General features: G+C 66.7%; 17 protein-coding genes and 1 tRNA gene. 4 read left to right on the top strand and 14 right to left on the bottom strand.

Annotation, left to right across the window (positions count from 1 at the left end; translation table 11 throughout):
- Positions 1–51 precede the first annotated feature (51 nt).
- The 6 genes from ACP693_RS09495 to ACP693_RS09470 all read right to left on the bottom strand — a co-directional run bounded on the left by ACP693_RS09495 (position 52) and on the right by ACP693_RS09470 (position 5,122).
- Entirely contained in the window at positions 52–291 is a 240-nt protein-coding gene (locus ACP693_RS09495; protein ID WP_008264317.1) for an acyl carrier protein, read from the bottom strand.
- A gap of 179 nt (positions 292–470) precedes the next feature.
- Entirely contained in the window at positions 471–1,211 is a 741-nt protein-coding gene (gene fabG, locus ACP693_RS09490) for a 3-oxoacyl-[acyl-carrier-protein] reductase (RefSeq protein WP_426017309.1), read from the bottom strand.
- Between the two features lie 142 nt (positions 1,212–1,353).
- Positions 1,354–2,298 carry an ACP S-malonyltransferase gene (gene fabD, locus ACP693_RS09485; protein WP_426017311.1) on the bottom strand — a complete coding sequence of 315 codons (945 nt, stop codon included), beginning with the start codon at positions 2,296–2,298 and terminating at the stop codon, positions 1,354–1,356.
- Between the two features lie 753 nt (positions 2,299–3,051).
- Positions 3,052–3,471 (bottom strand): J domain-containing protein, encoded by a 420-nt coding sequence (locus ACP693_RS09480; protein ID WP_426017313.1) that lies wholly within the window; start codon positions 3,469–3,471, stop codon positions 3,052–3,054.
- A 7-nt stretch (positions 3,472–3,478) separates the two neighbouring features.
- A complete protein-coding gene (locus tag ACP693_RS09475) occupies positions 3,479–4,315 on the bottom strand; it encodes a division plane positioning ATPase MipZ (protein WP_426017314.1) in 837 nt (278 codons plus the stop codon).
- Between the two features lie 129 nt (positions 4,316–4,444).
- On the bottom strand, positions 4,445–5,122 hold the full coding sequence (locus tag ACP693_RS09470; RefSeq protein ID WP_426017316.1) for an SPOR domain-containing protein: 678 nt from the start codon (positions 5,120–5,122) through the stop codon (positions 4,445–4,447).
- A 75-nt stretch (positions 5,123–5,197) separates the two neighbouring features.
- Between ACP693_RS09470 and panC the strand changes: the two genes are divergently transcribed.
- Positions 5,198–6,058: a pantoate--beta-alanine ligase gene (panC, locus tag ACP693_RS09465; RefSeq protein WP_426017317.1), complete on the top strand. Its 861-nt coding sequence runs from the start codon at positions 5,198–5,200 to the stop codon at positions 6,056–6,058.
- A 44-nt stretch (positions 6,059–6,102) separates the two neighbouring features.
- Here panC and ACP693_RS09460 read toward each other — a convergent pair whose 3' ends face one another.
- The 4 genes from ACP693_RS09460 to ACP693_RS09445 all read right to left on the bottom strand — a co-directional run bounded on the left by ACP693_RS09460 (position 6,103) and on the right by ACP693_RS09445 (position 9,386).
- Positions 6,103–6,861 (bottom strand): chorismate mutase, encoded by a 759-nt coding sequence (locus ACP693_RS09460; protein ID WP_426017319.1) that lies wholly within the window; start codon positions 6,859–6,861, stop codon positions 6,103–6,105.
- A gap of 281 nt (positions 6,862–7,142) precedes the next feature.
- Positions 7,143–7,718 (bottom strand): prephenate dehydratase domain-containing protein, encoded by a 576-nt coding sequence (locus tag ACP693_RS09455; protein WP_426017321.1) that lies wholly within the window; start codon positions 7,716–7,718, stop codon positions 7,143–7,145.
- 90 nt (positions 7,719–7,808) lie between these two features.
- Positions 7,809–9,179 carry a class II 3-deoxy-7-phosphoheptulonate synthase gene (locus ACP693_RS09450; protein ID WP_426017322.1) on the bottom strand — a complete coding sequence of 457 codons (1,371 nt, stop codon included), beginning with the start codon at positions 9,177–9,179 and terminating at the stop codon, positions 7,809–7,811.
- A gap of 66 nt (positions 9,180–9,245) precedes the next feature.
- A complete protein-coding gene (locus tag ACP693_RS09445) occupies positions 9,246–9,386 on the bottom strand; it encodes a hypothetical protein (protein WP_167762578.1) in 141 nt (46 codons plus the stop codon).
- Positions 9,387–9,630: 244 nt separating this feature from the next.
- Here ACP693_RS09445 and ACP693_RS09440 point away from each other — a divergent pair, with 244 nt between their 5' ends.
- Positions 9,631–10,560, top strand: coding sequence for an ROK family protein (locus tag ACP693_RS09440; protein ID WP_426017324.1), 930 nt, complete (start codon positions 9,631–9,633; stop codon positions 10,558–10,560).
- A gap of 18 nt (positions 10,561–10,578) precedes the next feature.
- On the opposite strand, the gene ACP693_RS09435 is transcribed toward ACP693_RS09440, so the two are convergent.
- From ACP693_RS09435 to ACP693_RS09425, 3 genes are all read right to left on the bottom strand, one after another.
- Positions 10,579–10,653 (bottom strand) — tRNA-Val (locus ACP693_RS09435).
- A 56-nt stretch (positions 10,654–10,709) separates the two neighbouring features.
- Positions 10,710–11,999, bottom strand: coding sequence for a dicarboxylate/amino acid:cation symporter (locus tag ACP693_RS09430; protein WP_426017326.1), 1,290 nt, complete (start codon positions 11,997–11,999; stop codon positions 10,710–10,712).
- Positions 12,000–12,099: 100 nt separating this feature from the next.
- Entirely contained in the window at positions 12,100–12,819 is a 720-nt protein-coding gene (locus ACP693_RS09425) for an HAD-IA family hydrolase (protein ID WP_426017327.1), read from the bottom strand.
- Between the two features lie 58 nt (positions 12,820–12,877).
- On the opposite strand from ACP693_RS09425, the gene glmU reads away from it, so the two are divergent.
- Entirely contained in the window at positions 12,878–14,230 is a 1,353-nt protein-coding gene (glmU, locus tag ACP693_RS09420; protein WP_426017328.1) for a bifunctional UDP-N-acetylglucosamine diphosphorylase/glucosamine-1-phosphate N-acetyltransferase GlmU, read from the top strand.
- Positions 14,227–14,910, top strand: coding sequence for a ribose-5-phosphate isomerase RpiA (gene rpiA, locus ACP693_RS09415; protein ID WP_426017329.1), 684 nt, complete (start codon positions 14,227–14,229; stop codon positions 14,908–14,910). Before glmU ends, rpiA begins: the two co-directional genes overlap by 4 nt.
- Here the strand turns inward: rpiA and ACP693_RS09410 are convergent.
- A complete protein-coding gene (locus ACP693_RS09410) occupies positions 14,907–15,569 on the bottom strand; it encodes a sugar transferase (protein ID WP_426017330.1) in 663 nt (220 codons plus the stop codon). The two genes, rpiA and ACP693_RS09410, sit on opposite strands and share 4 nt — an antisense overlap.
- Positions 15,570–15,634: the final 65 nt, after the last annotated feature.

The raw sequence follows: 15,634 nt of genomic DNA, 5'->3' as shown, positions 1-15,634 counted from the left end.
CGGGCGGCCCTGTGAACCGTCAGCCTGTTCGGCCGATGTCGGCGACTGAAATCAGCCGGCCGACTTTTCGTCGATGAACTTGACCGCATCGCCGACCGTCTGGATGTGCTCGGCGGCGTCATCCGGGATCTCGATGTCGAATTCTTCTTCGAAGGCCATCACCAGCTCGACGTTGTCGAGCGAGTCGGCGCCCAGGTCGTCGATGAAGCTGGCCTTTTCCGTAACCTTGTCCGGATCGGCGTCCAGGTGGTCGATGACGATCTTGCGAACGCGCTCTAGGGTGTCGGACATCAGTGTCTCTCTGCCTGTTTGAAATCGCCGCGGAGGCGGGGGTAGCTAAGAAATCGCCGTCTCACGGCAGCGAAGGCGACGCAAGCCCGAAAGCCCGAACCACCGTTGCATCTAGCCCTTTAGCACAGGCTTTCGGGCTGGAAATAGTCGGTTGCGCGTCGTGATGACGGCAGACGGCCTTAAATCATCGCCATGCCGCCGTTCACATGCAGGGTCTGGCCCGTCACATAGGCGGCTTCGTCGGACGACAGATAGACGGCGGCGGCGGCGATCTCGTCGCCCGAACCCAGCCGACCGGCCGGAATGCGGCCCAGTATGGTCTCACGCTGCTGGTCGTTCAGCACATCCGTCATCGGCGAGGCGATGAAGCCCGGCGCAATGCAGTTGACGGTGATGCCGCGCGATCCGACTTCCTGGGCCAGCGACTTGGAAAAGCCGATCATGCCGGCCTTGGACGCCGAATAATTGGTCTGGCCCGGATTGCCGGTCACGCCGACGACCGAGGTCACGCCGATGATTCGGCCCGAGCGGCGCTTCATCATCCCCTTCACCGCCGCGCGGGTCAGGCGGAAATAGCTCTCCAGATTGATCTGGATGACCGACTGGAAGTCCTCGTCCTTCATCCGCATCAGCAGGCCGTCCTTGGTGATGCCCGCATTGGCCACCAGGATGTCCAGCGGTGCGCCCGCCGCCGCCTCGGCCGCCGCGACCAGATTATCGACCGACTCCGGGTCCGAAAGGTTCGCCGTCGCGAAATGCGCCCGCTCGCCCAGATCCTTCACCAGATCCGCCAGCACCGCCTCGCGCGTGCCCGACAGCACCACGGTCGCGCCCTGAGCGTGCAGCGCCCGCGCCACCGCCCCGCCGATCCCGCCCGTCGCGCCGGTCACCAGCGCGGTCTTGCCTGCAAGATTGAACATTCGAATTCTCCGCTCATCCCGGCGAAAGCCGGGACCCAGTGCTTTCACGCGCAGGATGGCCGGGATCACCGTTCCTGCGCAAACCCAAACGCCCGTCGCCCAAAGATCTGGGTCCCGGCTTTCGCCGGGATGAGCGGCTAAATTACAGAGCCTTCGCGAAGGCTTCCAGCTCTTCCGGCGTATTCAGCGGCAGGGCCTCGGCGTCCGGCGCGATCCGCTTGGCCATGCCGGTGAGCACCTTGCCCGATCCGATCTCGACGAAGCGGGTCACCCCGCCCTCGCCGGCCATCCACTCCATGCTCTCGCGCCAGCGCACCCGGCCGGTGACCTGCTCGACCAACAGGCGGCGGATGACCTCAGGGTCGCTCTCCGGCCGCGCCAGCACGTTCGCCACTACAGGGACCGTCGGCGCCACGATGGTCGCCGAGGCCAAGGCCGTCGCCATCTCGTCCGCGGCGGGCTGCATCAGCGGACAGTGGAAGGGCGCCGAGACGTTCAGCGGGATCGCCCGCGCGCCCAGTTCCTTGGCCTTCTCGATGGCCCGGTCCACGGCCGCCTTCTCGCCCGAGATGACGATATTGCCGTTGTTGTTGTCGTTGGCGACCACGCAGACGCCGATTTCCGAACCGGCCGCCGCCGCCGCTTCCGCCAGCGCCAGATCCGTCTTGGGACCGATCAGCGAGGCCATCGCCCCCTGCCCCACCGGAACCGCGCGCTGCATGGCCTGGCCGCGCAGCTTCAGCAGCCGCGCCGTATCCGACAGCGAGATCGCCCCCGCCGCCGCCAGGGCCGAATATTCGCCCAGCGAGTGACCCGCGACATAGGCCGTCTTCGCCACATCGAAACCGAACTCGACCTTCAGTGCACGTATCGCCGCCACGGACACCGCCATCAGCGCGGGCTGGGCGTTCTCGGTGAGGGTCAGTTGATCCTCGGGGCCTTCGCGCATCAGCACGGACAGCTTCTGCCCCAGCGCTTCGTCCACTTCGGCGAAGACGTCGCGCGCGGACGGGAAGGCGTCGGCCAGTTGCGCGCCCATGCCGACGGCCTGGCTGCCCTGTCCCGGAAACAGAAGTGCGAGGGTCATCGACCCCTCCCTGAATCATTGATCAAGAGCGCGGACCCGTAAGGCCAGACTTCCGTCAGGGCAAGCGGGGGGCTGACCATCGACCGCACAGCGGTGGAAGGCTCTCAAAGCCCCACAGACCCCTCTCCCTCCCCTTCATGGGGAGGGACGATCGCGCAGCGATCCGGGTGGGGCCGTCAGGACGGGCGCAGCGCCTCACACGTCCCCACCCCGGCTTCGCTCCGCTTCGCCGCCCCTCCCCATGAAGGGGAGGGAGAAAGGGGCGCCAGCCATCACAATGACGCTGGTTCATTCGCAGCGATTTCAATCGCTTGCCGATTTATGTCCCCGTTCTCCCATCCCCCCTCCGAAACGCGCGTATTCTAGACCCGTCTCGTCGCATCGAAGGGCTCGCCTGGCCTGCGACCTTGCGGCGGCGGGAGCGGATGGAACGGGAGCGGGGGTGAGATCCCTCCGCGCTGACATCGACTCATGGAGCGGTGTCGGAGGATCGAGGGGGATACTCGATCGCACTCGGGCCGGGGTTTCGCAGACTCCGCCGACCCGTCGCAGGCTTATGGGGTTAGGCGATAAGACCGCCACCGCTCGACGCCCCGAGCTTGCAGGCCAACCTTCCGCGCGGAGCGTCACATCCTTCGTCGAAACGGTACTTACAAACTCACACTCCGGGCGAAGGCCCGGCGCTCCGCCCAGCCCTCCAAGAATGGGCCTCCTTCCACGCCCCGGCTCACGCCGAGGGCGGGCTCAGACGCGTCAGGTCTTTCTCAGCAGTCTATCCCGCGCCGCATTGACGCGGATGGCCAGGCCTTCGGTGCCGCCCTGATCCGGGTGGGCGCGCGCCATGGCACGCTTCCACGCCGCGCGAACTTCGGCCTCGCTCGCGCCCGGCCAGACGCCCAGAACGGCGCGGGCGTCGGCTTCGCTGATCGGTTCGGATCGGATAACGGGCCGGATGCGTGAAGACCAGACCAGATAGAGCCCCGCCCCCGCCAGTGCCGCCGCCGTCAGCCACGACCCGCGAAACGCCGCCAGGGCGCCGCCGGCCAGCAGGACCGCTCCCAACAGGGTCGCCGTCACGCGCCAATGCGCCCGACCGCGTCGCTCGGTCTGCCGGCCCAGTCGCACCAGCGCCCAGACGGCGATCGCCGCCAGGGCCAGCCAGATCAAGGCCATGGAGAAGTCAGGCCGCCACGTCCAAAGGGCTGAGCGCCTGTTCCAGCCCCATCGCCTTCATCAGGTTGCGCATTTCCTGGCGCGCGGCCACGTGAGCCAGCGACACCGCCACCGGCCGGATGTCGTTCGACAGGTCCGCGACCGTCAGGCCGAACGGGAAAAGCTCGCGATAGATGACCCGGTCGCGCAGGCCCGGCCCGACGCGGAAACCGACCCGTTTGGCCAGCTTGGTCATCCGCTCTTCCAGACGTTTGCGGTTGCGCGCCTCGGCGACGGCCAGGCGGTTGGTGACCACCAGCCAGTCGATGGTGGCGTGACGTCCCTGGGCGATGGCCCGCTGCTTGCGCGCCTCCCAGACGCTCTCGGAATAGATCGACGGTTTCAGCAGATCCAGCGTCACCGGATCGACGTCGCCCAGAAGGTCGAAATCGACGAAACTGTCGTTCATCGGCGTAACGATCTGGCCGGCGCGGGCATGCGCCGCGTTCGAAACGGCCGTATCGCCGCCGGGGGTGTCGATCAGGATGCAATCCACGCCTTGCGCCGCCGCCTCGTCGAAGGCGCGCTCGAACGCGGCGATCTGGTCGGCGACATCCGCCTTGGCCAGGGCCTTGCCGTCGCCCATGTCGGGAATGAAGGGCTGCGGCAGCGTCTGCCCATTCGCGGCCAGCCAGGCCAGGCGATTGTGGAAGAACCGCTGCATCGACCGCTGGCGCAGGTCCAGATCGATGATCGCCACCGTCCGACCGGCGTGCAGCATGCCGGTCACGATGTGGATGGCCAGGGTGGACTTGCCGGCCCCGCCCTTTTCGTTGCCGAGGACGATCACATGCGGCTGCGTCATTCGAGGGAATCCTCTGTGCTGACCACGCGACTCAAGCTGCGCGGTCCTAGGTCCGGCGAGATTCGGCCTCAACGCCGCAAACGTCAACGGAACCTTAACGCAGACCTGTGGACGGCGAACGGGCGGGCCTCAGCTGTTGCGGGCGCACCATGCGTCCACGACATCGGCGGACCGGCACACGGCGGCGGCGGTCTCGGTCGAGACAGGTCCGACCTTCAGCCGCGTCAAGCTGCGGCCGTTGACCTGAACCTCTTCGAACACCGGCGACAGGCCCGCCAGATCGGACCTGCCCCTCAGCCGCGCCCACGCCTGTTGCGCGCTGGCGGGACTGGAATAGGCCCCCAGCTGGATCGTGCGCCCCTGCGTTGGAACACTCAGGCTGGCGGGACGCAACATGGGCGCCTGGATCCGCGCGACCGCCTCGTCCGCAGCGGTCTTGACGACGGCGGGCGCCGCCGCCTGGACCACGGGCTGGGTGACGCGGATGACGGCGTCGCGCAGACCCGCATCCTCGGCCTCGTGACGAATGCCGGCCTGGGCGTCGCGGGCGTCCCACATGGCATGCGGGTCCATCACGGCGACCTTGACCGGCGTAAACCGGGCGGGGCGCAGACCCTCCTGCTGGGCGGATCGATGTCCGCCGTCGCGGGCGCCGGGCGTCAGCGGAACGTCGATCGCGGCGACGTTCTCGGCCATCGTGCTGAAGCGATGCGGATTGCTGTCGACTGCGCCGCACCCGGCCAAGGCCAGGCCGCCGGCGCAGGCCAGGGCGATCAGAACTGGACGGGTCGCTTCTGCGGGCGTCATAAGCACGACCCTAGAGCCCAGACTTTGAGGTCTGGTGCATCAACAGGCTTAAGCGGAAAGGTTAATCGCCTCATAATGATAGACGCCGCCCCCCTCCCCGTCGTCCGCACCGTCGCCGAACTGCGTGCGATTGTCCGGGACTGGAAACGACAAGGCCTGAGCGTCGGCATGGTTCCGACCATGGGCGCCTTGCACGAAGGCCACCTGACCCTGGTGCGCGAGGCCGCGCATCGCGCCGACCGCGTCGTCGCCTCCAACTTCGTCAATCCGACCCAGTTCGCCGCCCACGAAGACCTGGGCAAATATCCCCGACAACAGGAAGAAGACGCCCGCCTTCTGGCCGGCGCCGGCTGTCACCTGATGTTCGCGCCTTCGGCCGAGGAAATGTACCCCGATGGCTTCGCCACCAGCATCGCCATGACCGGCCCCGCCCTGGGCCTGGAAGGCGATTTCCGGCCCCAGATGTTCGGCGGTGTCGCCCTGATCGTCACCAAGCTGTTCAACCAGGTCCAACCCGATGTCGCCGTCTTCGGTGAGAAGGACTACCAGCAACTGATGGTCATCCGCCGCTTCGTGCGGGATCTGGATCTGCCGGTCGAGATCGTCGGCGCCCCGACCGAGCGGGATGGCTGGGGATTGGCGCTGTCATCGCGCAATGGCTACCTGAATGAGGCTGAACTTGAGATCGCGCGGCGTCTGAACGGCATTCTGGCTGAAGCCGGCATCCAGGCCGCCAGCGGTCGCCCCCTGCCCGGCGTCGAGCGCGAAGCCTATGCCGCCATCCTGAAAGCCGGTTTCGAGCGCGTCGACTACGTCGTCATCCGCCATGCCGAGGATCTGACGCCGTTTCGCAACGACATCGTCGATGCCCCCGCCCGCATCCTGACGGCCGCCTGGCTGGGCAAGACGCGCCTGATCGACAACATGGCCGTCTGAAACGAATGGGCCGCATCCGTTCGCCGGATGCAGCCCTTTCAAGATCAGCCGATCGCGCCGACGCAGCCCTCGGCATCGCCCGGCGCCAGCTCGGCCTCGGTCAGGGCGATGGTCCAGCCGTGATGCGTGTTCAGGCCCCAGCGCCGCGCGCCGCCGCCGTCGCCGGCGTCGCCGCCCGCCGTCACCACGACGCGGCGGCCTTTCGGCAAGGCCGGCGGATCGATCTTGCCCACGGCCAGCGACGTCGGCGTCTCTCCGCCGTAACCGTCGAAGACACTGAGCATCGACCATTCGCGACGCAGGCCCATCCACCAGGCATCCTCGGTGTTGATCGCCAGCACCGCGATGCCGTGCCCTTCGGCGGCGAAGGCCAGGGCCTTTTGCGGATCGCGCACCATTTTGATGTCGGCGGCGGCGCCGAAGCGCAGGCGGGCGCCGTCATAGGCGCGGGTCGGCTCGATCGGCGCCCAGACCTGGACCTGCAGCCGGCCCTGGCGCGCCAAGCCCCAGCCGACGATCTCGCGCCACAGATGCTCGACGGCTTCGGCGTTCTCGGGCTGGGCCTTGGCCAACATACGCGACAGCACGGTCTGCTCCCGGTCGGGACGCAGCTTGGTGTGGGGGCCGGTCGGGGCGTCCTTGGCCCGGCCGACGGTGGCGGCGACGGCGAGGCGTTGCTCGAACAGGGCCAGGATCTGGTCGTCGATACTGTCGATTTCGGCGCGCAGGGCGGCGAGCGCCTGCTGTTCGGGCGTCAGGTCGGCCATGTCAGGCCAGACTTGCTGGATGTTGGAATTGGGCATGAAACTGAGCTTTCGGCATTCTGAATTTCGATATGTGCAAGGGCGAACAGCCGCTCTGGTCCAGAGCGGTCGCCGGTGAGACTGTCAGGGACGAAGTGCGCCCGACGCCTCAGCCGGCGTATCGAAAGCCGTAAAAGCCGTAGCCGAAATAGAGGCCGGAAACCGCGCGCGAACGGTCGGAAGAAACAGAAAGAGCGCGCTGGCGGGACATGGTCCGGTTCCGGTTATGCGGATCGTTTTGCGATCCGTGCAGGTCTTAAGGACGCAAAGACCGTGCGCCGTCAACCCTCAGGGAAGCTCAATAGGACAAAACGCGTCTGATTATCGCTGGAATCCTGCAAGTCGTTGCGCAGGATCGACAGGCCATAGACCTCGGCGGCGCCGACCGGGGCGATGGCCGCCCGCGTTGGATCGCCCGCTTCGGCGACATCGCGCGCCGCGCCTGCGGTGTCGTAATGCCCGATCACCTCGACGTTCAGGCCGGCCAGTGTGCCCTTGCACTGGGCCAGGGCGATGGGATGGCTTTCGACCGTCTTGATATCAGACAGCCGCGCGCCCGGCGTCGCCATCAGCGCATGCCGGATCGGCCGCCAGACCTCGGCCACAGGCTTCACGCCAAGTCCGCCCACCAGCGTCGCAGCCGGCTCCACGATGCCGATGGTCGAGTTCTCGACCGGGATCAGGGCGCAGCCGCAATCGCCCGCCCGAAGCGCATCCAGAGCCTGGGCGAAGGTCTCGAACGCCACCGCCTCGTCCCACGGCCGCAGGGCCAGGCAGGCCTCGTGGCTGAACGACCCGGGCGCGCCCTGATAGGCGACCCGACCGGGCTTTTCGTCAATCTGATCCGCAACTTCCATCGATCACTACCTCGGAATCGTCCCGATCAGGCGCTGCGGAGATGGCGTCACCATGACCGGATCGGCCCGCATTTTAGGCGCTGGCGGCGGCTAGGCCGCCGCCGATTGCGCCACTCGCCCCGCCTTGAGCCGCTCGGCCACCAGGAAGGCCAGCTCAAGCGCCTGGTCGGCGTTCAGGCGCGGGTCGCAGTGGGTGTGATAGCGGTTGGACAGGTCATCCTCGGTCACCGCCTGGGCGCCGCCGATGCATTCGGTGACGTTCTGGCCGGTCATTTCCAGGTGAACGCCGCCGGGGTGGACGCCCTCGGCCTCGGCCACGTCGATGAAGGTCCGCACCTCGCCCAGGATCCGGTCGAACGGCCGGGTCTTGTAGCCGTTGCCGGCCTTCAGCGTATTGCCGTGCATCGGGTCGATCGACCAGATGACCTTGCGGCCCGAAGCCTTCACTTCGCGCATCAGTTTGGGCAGGCGCTCGCCGACCTTGTCGTGTCCGAAACGGCCGATCAGGGTCAATCGACCCGAGACATTGTCCGGGTTCAGGGCGTCGATCAGCGGCAGCAGGTCGTCGGCCGTCATGGTCGGCCCGCACTTCACGCCAATGGGGTTCTTGATCCCCTTCATGAACTCGACGTGGGCGCCGTCCAACTGACGGGTGCGCTCGCCGATCCACAGCATGTGAGCCGAGGTGTCGAACCATTCGCCCGAACCCCCGTCCAGCCGCGTCAAGGCGCTTTCGACGTTCAGCAACAAGGCCTCGTGGCTGGTGAAGACCTCGACCCGGCTCAGATCGGGATGCGTTTCAGGCGTGACGCCGACGGCCTCCATGAAGGCCAGGGCCTCGGTGATCTTGTCGGCCAGTTCGCGGTATTGGGCGCCGGCGGCGTTGTCGCCCGCGAAGCCCAAGGTCCAGCGGTGGATATTGTACAGGTCGGCATAGCCGCCGCCGGCGAAGGCCCGCAGCAGGTTCAGGGTCGAGGCGGACTGGTTATAGGCCCGGATAAGACGCTGCGGATCGGGCACGCGCTCTTCCGGCGTGAACCCCATGCCGTTGATGATGTCGCCGCGATAGCTGGGCAGTTCGACGCCGTCGATCTCTTCCAGCGGAGACGAGCGCGGCTTGGCGAACTGGCCAGCGATGCGACCAACCTTCACCACAGGCTTGCGGCCGGCGAAAGTCAGGACCACCGCCATCTGCAGGATCAGGCGGAAGGTGTCGCGTATATTGTCAGTCGAGAACTCCTTGAAGCTCTCGGCGCAGTCCCCGCCCTGCAGCAGAAAGGCGTCACCCCGCTCCACCTGGGCCAGTTTCGACGTCAGGCGGCGCGCCTCGCCGGCGAAGACGAGCGGCGGCAGGGCGCGCAACTCGTCCTCGACGACGGCGAGGGCTTTGGGATCTGGATAGTCCGCCGGCATGTGCAGGGCGGTCTTGGTTCTCCAGCTTTCGGGGGTCCAGCGTGTCATCGTGCAAGAATAGGACTTTGCGCCTGTCCAAACAACGAAAAGACGGATGGATTTTGCGGTAAGGCGTCAGTCTTCGGCGGGCGGCGCCTTTTCAGTCGCGGTTTCGGCCTTGCGTTCGGCCTTGGCCGCCGCCTTCTCGGCCGCCTTTATGGCTGCCGCGCGGTCGCGTTCCTGACGCTCGAAGCTGTAGTTGGGTTTGCGGGCCATTGGCGTCCTCGTCTCATGTCCTAGTCTGACGGTGAAGGTGGCGATGCATCGCGTTCAACGCAATCGCCAAATCCTGCCGCGCACGGATTGCTCCTCAGAGAAGCCGTTCCTTGCGTGTCAGAATCTTCGTCGTGGCGTCCAGCGTGATCAATATGCGAGCAAGAAGAGTCATGAGCGATAAACGCGTTAAGGCACTCCGCGTTCAGTCCCGCGAACCTTCGTCGCACCCAACAGGCGAGCCACAATGACCCAACCCATTCTGCTCGGCGGCGTCGAGGCCGGCGGCACCAAATTCATCTGCGGCGTCGCAGATGTCGGCGGCAGGCTCATCGACCAGATCCGAATCCCTACCACCACGCCTGACGAGACGCTGGACGCCGTCGCCGCCTTCTTCGCCGAGGCCCAGGCGCGCCACGGCAAGCTGGCGGCGCTGGCGATCGGCAGCTTCGGCCCCCTCTCCTTGCGCTCTGACGCGGCCGACTACGGCGCGATCACCACGACACCCAAACCCGGCTGGAGCAACGTCAATCTGCTCGCCCATCTGCGGCGCACGCTGGATGTGCCGATCACGCTCGACACCGACGTGAACGGCTCGGCCATCGGCGAACACCTGTTCGGCAGCGGAAAGGGATTGGAGAGCTTCTGCTACGTCACGGTCGGCACCGGCGTGGGCGTCGGGGTGATGATCGACGGCGCGCCTCATGGCGGGGCGAACCATCCCGAAGCCGGTCATATCCGCCTGCCTCGCGCAAAGAGCGACGAGACGTTCGCGGGCGTCTGCCCCTTCCACGGCGACTGCCTGGAAGGCCTGACCAGCGGCCCTGCCCTTCACGCCCGCTGGGGTGCCCCGGCCGAAACCTTTGCGACAGACCACCCGGCTTGGGCGATGGCGGCGGAATATATCGCCGGCCTCTGCACGAACCTGACCTACACGCTGCGGCCCGAGCGAATCATCATCGGCGGCGGCGTGATGCAGCCGCAGATGTACGATCTGGTTCGGCAGGCGCTGACGCGACAGTTGGGCGGCTATGACGCCAACCTCCGCGATCTCGACATGGAGGCCTATGTCGCGGCCCCGAGCGCCGGCGCCTCGGCCGGCCTGATCGGCGCCTTCGCGCTCGCCTATCGCTCGATCACAGGCCGATGGCCGCAAGACTGGGCGACGCAAGGCTAGACTGGAAATGTGGGAAGATGGTGGACGCGACAGGGATTGAACCTGTGACCCCCTCGGTGTGAACGAGGTGCTCTCCCGCTGAGCTACGCGTCCTTGCCTTGCGGAGGCGGCGACATAGCCCGGTCGCCGTCCCCGCGCAAGCGCCTGTTTCAGATTCCGGCGGCGCGAACCCCTTCGGCCGTGTCGGCCTCCGGGTCGCCCGGCAGCCAGGCGACGTGACCGTTATAGATGTCCTCGTTCAGGATGCCCTCCTCCTTGGCCACCAGCACCGGCACCAGCATCTGGCCGGTGACGTTCGTCGCCGTGCGCATCATGTCGATGATCCGGTCGATGGCGACGATATAGCCGATACCCTCCAGCGGCAGGCCCGCCGTGGACAGGGTCAGGGTCAGCATGACGATCGACGTGCCGGGCACACCCGCCGTGCCCAGCGAACCCAGCACCGCCGTCAGGCCGATCAGGATATACTGCGTCAGCGTCAGGTCGATCTGGAAATACTGGGCGATAAAGATCGAGGCGATGGCCGGATAGATGGCGCCGCACCCGTCCATCTTCACATTGGCGCCCAGGGGCACGGCGAAGGCGGCATAGGCCTGGGGCACGCCCAGACGCTCGACCGTCTGGCGCAGGGTGATCGGCAGGGTGCCGAGCGACGACGAGGTCGCGAAAGCCGTCTGCTGCGCCGCGAAGGCGCCGCGGAAGAAACTGGTGACCTTCAGTCCATGCAATTTCAGCAGGCCCGAATAGACGATCAGGATGTGGAACAGGCAGGCCGCATAGATGGCGCCGATGAACTTCAGCAGTGGCAGGAGCGCCTCCCAGCCATAACCGCCGACGACCGAGCCGATCAGGCCGAACACGCCGATGGGCGTCAGCTGGATCACCCAGCGGGTGATGCGGAAAATGACGGCCGCGCCTTCGTCCACCAGTCGCCGCACGCCCTGCGCCCGGTCGCCCAGCGCGACCAGCGCCATCCCGACCAGGGCCGAGAAGAAAATGATCTGCAACACCTTGCCCTCGGCCAGGGCCGCGAACGGATTGGTCGGCACCACGCCGATCAGCACTTCGAGCGGCGTCGGTATCACCCGGTCCTTGACCTCGCCCAGCGGCAGGTTGGACAGGCCGACGCCCGGATTGATGATGTGCCCGAACGCGAACCCGACCAGCACGGCCAGCAGCGAGGTTATGGCGAACCAGACGATGGTCCGCACGCCCAGCCGAACGGCCCCCGCACCCTCGCCCAGTTTGGCGATGGAGCTTGCGATGGTGAAAAGCACCAGGGGCGCCACCACCATGCGGATCAGGTTCAGATAGACGTCGCCGATCGGCTGCAGCCAGACCTCGGCCCGCTCCCGCAGGATCAGACCTGCGATGATGCCAAGGATGAAGCCGGCGGCGGTGCGCTGCCACAGCGGGATCTTGAAAAATCTGGCGAGCATGAAGTTGCTTTCAACAGGGGTGCGCCAATCTGTCCATCGCGGCGTCGATCCGCAACCGCTCCGGCGATCATTCAGCCGACAGATTTCCTGTCGGCGCCCCTCAGAATTTCAGCGCCTTCATGACGTAGAAGTCCGACAGGATGCCGTCGATGGCTTCCTCGACATCCTCGAAATCGTCGATCAGCACGTCGGCGCCCAGTTCCTCGACCGGCACGGGCGTGAAGCCGAAGGTGACCAGGATGCACGGTATGCCCGCATCCTTGGCCGCATCCGCGTCGGGCGCCGCGTCGCCTACCATGATTGCGCGTTCGGGATCGCCGTCGGCCTTGACGACCGCCTCCTTCAGATGCGCGCCCGAGGGTTTGCGGGCGCTGACCCGGTCCGGCCCGACGATAGCGGCGAAATGCCGGGTCAGGTCCAGCTTTTCCAGCAGCAATTCCGACAGATCCGACCGCTTGTTGGTCGCCACGACCAGGATCGCTCCGCGTTCGCTCAGCCGCTCCAGAGTCTCGACCACGCCTTCGAACGGCTGCGACCCGTCGGCGATGTGGGCGGCGTAATCGACCAGGAACCGCTCGAACAGTTCATCAGATTGCGCTCGTTCGACCGAGGCCCCGGCGGCCTCGAAGCCGTGAACCAGCAACGCCCGCGCACCCGAACCGATCAGGGTCGAGGCGGATTCCATCGGCACGGGCGGCAAACCCTCCTCGACCAGCAACCGGTTCAGGGTTCCGATCAGATCCGGCGCGGAATCGACCAGCGTCCCATCCAGATCGAAGGCGATGGTCCAGCCTTCCAGGTCGCGATCGGTCATCCACATCTCCCGCTGGCCCGCATGATGGGCTAGATCGCAGGACGACTAGACCGCGAGACGATTCATGACCAGCCAGACGCGCGCCCGCGCCGCCATCATTCTCGCCGCCGGCCAGGGCACGCGGATGAAATCGCCCCTGCCCAAGGTGCTGCATCCGGTGGGCCATCGCGCCATGCTGGACCACGCCATTGATGCGGCCGAGGGCCTGGGCTGTGAACGGATCGTCGTCGTGGTAGGAACCCACTCCCCCGAGGTCCGCGCCCATGTGGTCAAGCGGTTGGGCGAGGCCGCCATCGCCGTTCAGGACCCGCCGCTGGGAACCGGCCACGCCGTCCGCGCCGCCGAACAGGCGCTGGCCGGCTTCGACGGCGAGGTGGTCGTCACCTACGGCGACGTGCCCCTGCTGAAGGCCGCCGACATCGAGCCTGTGTTCAATGTCGTTGGTGTAACCGTGATCGGCTTCGAGGCGCGCGATCCCGGCGCCTACGGCCGGCTGATCCTGGACGGCGACGCCTTGACCGCCATCACCGAGGCCAAGGAAGCCTCGGCCGAAGTCCTCGCCGTCACCGCTTGCAACTCCGGCGTCATGGCCGCGCCGGCCGCCCTGCTGTTCTCGCTGCTGGCGGATGTGCGCAACGACAACGCCAAGGGCGAATACTATCTGACCGACGTGGTCGAACTGGCGCGCAAGGGCGGCCATCCGACCCGCGCCGTCTTCGCCGCCGAGGACGCCGTCATGGGCGTCAACTCACAGGCCGAACTGGCCCAGGCCGAGGCCCTGTTCCAGACCGTCCAGCGTGAGACCTTCCTGGCGGCGGGCGTGACCATGAGCGCGCCCGACACCGTCCATTTCGCCTGGGACACTCAGGTTGGCGGAGGTACCGTGATCGAACCCTTCGTCGTCTTCGGCCCCGGCGCGGTGATCGAGGGCGGCGCCCGGATCCGCAGCTTCAGCCATGTCGAGGGCGCCCGCGTCGCCTCCGGCGCCGAAGTCGGCCCCTACGCCCGCCTGCGCTCCGGCGCGGACCTGGCGACGGGCGTCAAGATCGGCAACTTCGTCGAGGTGAAGAACGTGAAGATGGCCGAGGGCGCCAAGGCCAACCACCTGGCCTATCTGGGCGACGGCTCGGTTGGCGCGGGGGCCAATATCGGCGCCGGGACCATTTTTTGCAACTACGACGGCTTCAACAAGGCCCGGACCCAGGTCGGCTCCGGGGCCTTCGTCGGCTCGAACTCCAGCCTGGTCGCCCCCGTGAGCATCGGCGACGGCGCAATGATCGCCTCCGGCTCCGTGATCACAGAGGACGTGCCTGCCGACGCACTGGCGTTCGGTCGCGCCCGTCAGACCCTCAAGCCGGACGCCGGCGCCGCCTTCCGCGAGAAGGCGAAAGCTCAGAAAGCCGCAAAATCCAAATGAGCGACCTCCAGAAAAAGAACGCTGGCGAGGCCGCCGCCGCCCATGTCGAGGCCGGCATGGTCGTCGGCCTGGGCACCGGCTCGACCGCCGCCTGGTTCGTCAAGGCGTTGGCGGCGCGGAACCTGCCCGGCCTGCGCTGCGTCCCGACCTCGGAAAAGACCGCTGACCTGGCGCGCGAACTGGGCCTGACCCTGTCCACGCTGGAGGACACCCCCCGCATCGACCTGACCGTGGACGGCGCCGACGAGGTCGGTCCCGGTCTCGCTCTGATCAAGGGCGGCGGCGCGGCCCTGCTGCGTGAAAAGCTGGTTTGGGAGGCTTCGGCGCGCTGCATCGTCATCGCCGACGCCGCCAAGGTGGTGCCCGTGCTGGGGACCTTCCCTCTGCCCATCGAGGTCGTCGCCTTCGGTCACAAGACCACGGCCAACCGTATCGCCGACGTCCTGATCGATCATGACATCAACCAGCCTGCCCGCGTGCGTCAGGCGGATCGCGGCCTGGTCCGCACCGACGGCGGCAACCTGATCTACGACGCCGGCTGCAAGGCCATCCATGATCCGGTTCGTTTGGCTGACGATCTGAAACTGATCACCGGCGTGGTCGAACACGGCCTGTTCCTGGACCTTGCGGACCTGGCCATCATCGGCACGGATGACTGTTTCGAGGAACGCCTGCCCTAATAGACGCCCCTTCGGCTCAGCACCGCCGGGATCGTGCGCGCCAAAATCGTCAGATAGACGCGCACCGTCCGGTTCCTGACCAGCCAAACGTCCATGGCCACCCGACGCGGATAGGGCACGTCGTTGCGGCCCGACACCTGCCACAGCCCCGTCAGGCCCGGCCGAACGGCGCAATAGTCGGCCAGCCGCCGCCCATACAGCGTCGCCTCGTCCAGCACGATCGGGCGAGGTCCGACCAGCGACATCTCGCCCCTCAGCACGTTCAGTAGTTGCGGCAGTTCATCCAGGCTGGAAAGGCGCAAGACACGACCCAGGCGCGTGACCCGCGCATCGCAACGAAACTTGCGCGCTGCATTCCATTCCGCGTCCATGAGGTCCGGCAAACTGGCCTCGGCGTCGATGGTCATGGACCGGAACTTCAGACAGTCGAACACCCGTCCGCCTCGCCCGATCCTTTGCTGGCGAAAGAGCGCCGGGCCTCCGTCCTGCGCCCTCACCGCCAGGGCGGTCAGCACAAGCAGCGGCAGCAGGATCACCAAGGCCCAGAACGACAGGACCATATCCAGCAGACGGATCAGCCAGGCATCACCCCTGCCATTGCGTATCGTGACGCAACGCGCAGGTTCAACCTGACGCTCGGCAGCCTCCACTGTCGACATTCATCCGCCCCCCTCAGGACCACCATTCCTCAGGGTTGCAGAATTATCAACCTCAATACAGCCGC

This window comes from Brevundimonas sp. TWP1-3 (assembly GCF_049896085.1).
Taxonomy (GTDB): Bacteria; Pseudomonadota; Alphaproteobacteria; order Caulobacterales; family Caulobacteraceae; genus Brevundimonas.
This window is presented reverse-complemented; position numbering and strand designations above follow the sequence as displayed.